The sequence below is a fragment of the Desmonostoc vinosum genome (assembly GCF_059505385.1).
Map to the genome: position 1 here is coordinate 1 of NZ_JCACKM010000313.1, position 3486 is coordinate 3486.

The window sequence follows — 3486 nt, forward strand, 5'->3', positions numbered from 1 at the left end:
TTTCTGGGAATTTTTAATTCCTAAATTTTCTTTAATATCTGCGGAATGTGGGTTTTAACTAACTCCTTGCTGGTGTGGCGTGTTTGCTTGGTTTCCTTGTTAAATACCGCGTATGCTCTGTGATTTAAGAACCAAAGTGAGAACTTTGACCCGTCCATCTTGCAGAACTTATGGTAATTCCTCCAACCTCTAACTATCGGGGCTAATTTCTCAGCCTTTGTGGTAGCACCATAATTCGAGTTGTTAACGATGTGTTTTACTTTCTTACGAAATGCTTTGAAGTTATCCACTGAGGGGGTGCTTCTGAGTTTTCCGTTTTTCTGTACTCTAAAGTGCCAGCCGAGGAAATCAAACCCATCTGTCGCGGCGGTAACTTTGGTCTTCTTTTGGCTTACATTCATTCCGCGTTTACGGAGGAACTCGCTGATTCTTTCAAGTATCTCATTCGCATCATCTTCGGGTCGGAGTATTATAACCATATCGTCCGCATATCGGACTGATGGCTCGGCAATTTTTTCTACAGATGTTTTAGGTGTAATCCTTCTACCTTCTCTATATTGAGCGTGGTATCTGTGGATGCTCTCAATCCCGTTGAGTGCGATGTTGGCTAGTAATGGGCTAACTACTCCCCCTTTAGGTGTACCCTGTTCGGGGAATTCTGGGTTGACTCCCGCCTTGAGGCATCGGAAGATACCGAGTTTTAAGCCTTTGGGGGCAATGAGTTCATCCATTATTGCTGAGTGATTAATCCTGTCGAAGCATTTTTCAATATCGAGTTCTATAACTCGTTTTTCTGTTCCGTGAGCTTGGGAGCTTAGGTTATTAAAGATGTAATGTTGTGCATCATGGGCAGAGCGCCCAGTTCTGAACCCATAGCTCCTGGCATGGAAAGTGGCTTCGTGTGCTGGTTCGAGTGCGTATTTTGCTAGGCATTGCCAAGACCTATCCGCGATGGTAGGTATCTTAAGCATTCTGGTAGTCCCGTCCTTTTTGGGGATGGGGATTTCCCGTAATCCTTGATGTTTCCAATTTCCACTGTTCATTCTCAGTAGTTCTTCCAGGTTGAAGCGTTCTTCAAATGAGAGGGATTTTTTGCCATCAATACCTGCGGTCTTTTGTCGGGTAGGATTGGACTGTTGCCAGTCCTCTCCCCCCTAAGAACCGTGCGTGACACTCATCGCATCACACGGCTCAAGCCATACTTCAAGCCTTCAACTTGGTGTTGTGTACCAGCTTGTGACACATTGAGTGCAGGTGCTGAAGGTTTTCTCTGTCGTCTCGTCCACCTTTTGCTACTGGTACTATGTGGTGGGTTTCGATTTCTTCACCGTTGAATAGATATTCCCCGCATATCGGACATATAAAGCGTTGGTTTTTGGCTACTTGTTCGTATTTTGAATTTTTTGCCCAGTAAAGCTTTCCTTGTTTTTGATTGCGAGTTTCCCAATATTCTTTTAATTTTGGATTATCGGGAGAGTAATTTCCTGTGACTTTTACGTGTCTGATTATAGGAGTTTTACTGATGTTACATAGGGAGTAAAATTGATTCCTACCTCTGCTATCAATTCCGTGACAAGCAAATGTCCATTCATTCTCTTCTATTCGGTGAAAGTATCGGTTTTTCACCCATCTTTTTCCTTTGTTGGGATGCCTACGTTTTGCCCAACGCCAGAGGTATACAGTTAATCTATGATTGATGTAACTAAATGTTTCCTTACTAACCACCCCTCTGTAATAGTTAGCGAATCCTCGAAGGATAGGTTTTAGTTCATTGATGAGATTTTGTTGCGTCCAGGTGGCGCATTTAGAGATTGTGTTACCTAATTCCTTACAGAATTTCAGCACTTTTTCTTTTTGGGGTTTAATTAATAGTTTGCCGTTATATTGGCGTAGATTGAACCCCAAGAAATTAAATCCATCTTTTATGTGAACTATCCTAGTTTTCTCTTCGCTGATTTCTAGTCCTCTTTCTGACAGCCATCGTTTAATCTGGATTAAGGCATTTTCGAGGCTTTCTTTATCTCTAGATGTGATGATAAAGTCATCCGCGTATCGGACAAAACCTAGCTTTAATCTGTTCCCCCATTTATCTTTTGGTAGTTTAATAAAATTTATGAGTTGTTCCAGACCGTGAAGCCCTATGTTTGCCAAAAGCGGCGAAATTGCTCCACCTTGAGGTGTGCCTTTGTCTGTGGGTGTTTTAATTCCCTGATAGACATATCCAGCTTTTAACCATCCTTTGATTATTTCCCTAGCAGGGTGTGTGCTAATCATGGTCAGGATAGATTCATGTGCAATGTTGTCAAAGAATCCTGATATGTCAGCATCTAGAACCCAAGTATGTCTTGCTCCGCGTGGGTTTTCCACTAGATTATTGAAGCATTGCGCTATAGCGTCTTGACAACTTCTTCCGATTCTGAAGCCGTATGAATTTGGCTCGAATTGTGATTCCCATTCGGGTTCGAGTGTGTTTTTCACTATTACTTGCATGACTCTATCCCTGATAGTGGGAATTCCAAGGGGACGTTTCTTGCCGTTAGGTTTTGGAATATATACTCTCCTTGTAGGAGAAGCTGTTATATATTTCCAACTGTTGACAAGCTTTACTCGTTCTTCAGGAGTGTTAGCCACCTCCTTGTCTACTCCTGCTGTGTTTTTTCCGTTATTTTGTTGAGTAATTTGTCGGGTTGCGAGTAATAGGTTGGCGTAGGATTTTAGTAACAATTTCTGCAACCGTCTCAGCTGCTTCCATTGCCCAAGTTTTCTAGCACGAAATATCCGCTTTCTTAGGTTATTAACAATCTTTCTTGCTTTCTTCCAGTTGATTTGGTTCCAGTTTGAAAGTTGTTTCCTATGTCCATTTACATCGGTTTGATGTATCAAACTTTTCATGAGGATTCATTCCTTAGATAAGTTTTTATCTCGTATATGACCCAAGTGAATTCAGCTTTCCTTTCGGTCAGGGGCAAATTTTGAACCCCTATTCACCTGATTACGGGCGTGACATTCGCTTTTTCACTCATCCTTTACCCACCAGAGATTCGGCTTTGATTACTCTTGGCTTACTAGGAGATTCGACCGTCTTCTAGACTCTGTTGGGCTTACCCTGTTGTATCAACTAAAGTTTTTGATGTAGTTAGGATGGGTATCTATTTCACGATAGGAATTTTGTTTCTACATTGTTAGGACTGGAAAACCTAACACTCTACCTATTTACCGTTTTGGTTCGAGCCTTAGTCCAGGAGTCATTTGGCTCGTTCTAAAGTGACGTGATTTAATCAATACCTTAGACTATGTTCATCCTTCTACGTCTTTCCCTCTTGCTCCCCACTGCCTGACCCTGGCAGCTACGGCTACTTTTAGCGTCTGCACTCCAACTTTTTCGTTGCCTACTCGGTTGTGACGTACCGTTAGTTACGGGTTACTCTATAACAATACTTCGGACAAAGTTAAGCAGCAATAACGCCGTAAGCTCGTAGGCTTTGG

General features: G+C 42.2%; 1 protein-coding gene and 1 pseudogene. Both read right to left on the reverse strand.

Annotated features, from left to right (window positions below; all coding sequences use genetic code 11):
* Positions 1-35: 35 nt before the first annotated feature.
* Positions 36-1118: pseudogene (locus tag AC5JMF_RS31750) on the reverse strand (reverse transcriptase domain-containing protein); the annotation flags it as partial.
* A gap of 85 nt (positions 1119-1203) precedes the next feature.
* Positions 1204-2892 (reverse strand): group II intron reverse transcriptase/maturase, encoded by a 1689-nt coding sequence (gene ltrA, locus AC5JMF_RS31755; RefSeq protein ID WP_495799689.1) that lies wholly within the window; start codon positions 2890-2892, stop codon positions 1204-1206.
* Positions 2893-3486: the final 594 nt, after the last annotated feature.

Bases quoted from the DNA above. Each gene is read 5' to 3' on its own strand.
- ltrA (WP_495799689.1), bottom strand. From the start codon at position 2,892: ATGAAAAGTTTGATACATCAAACCGATGTAAATGGACATAGGAAACAA.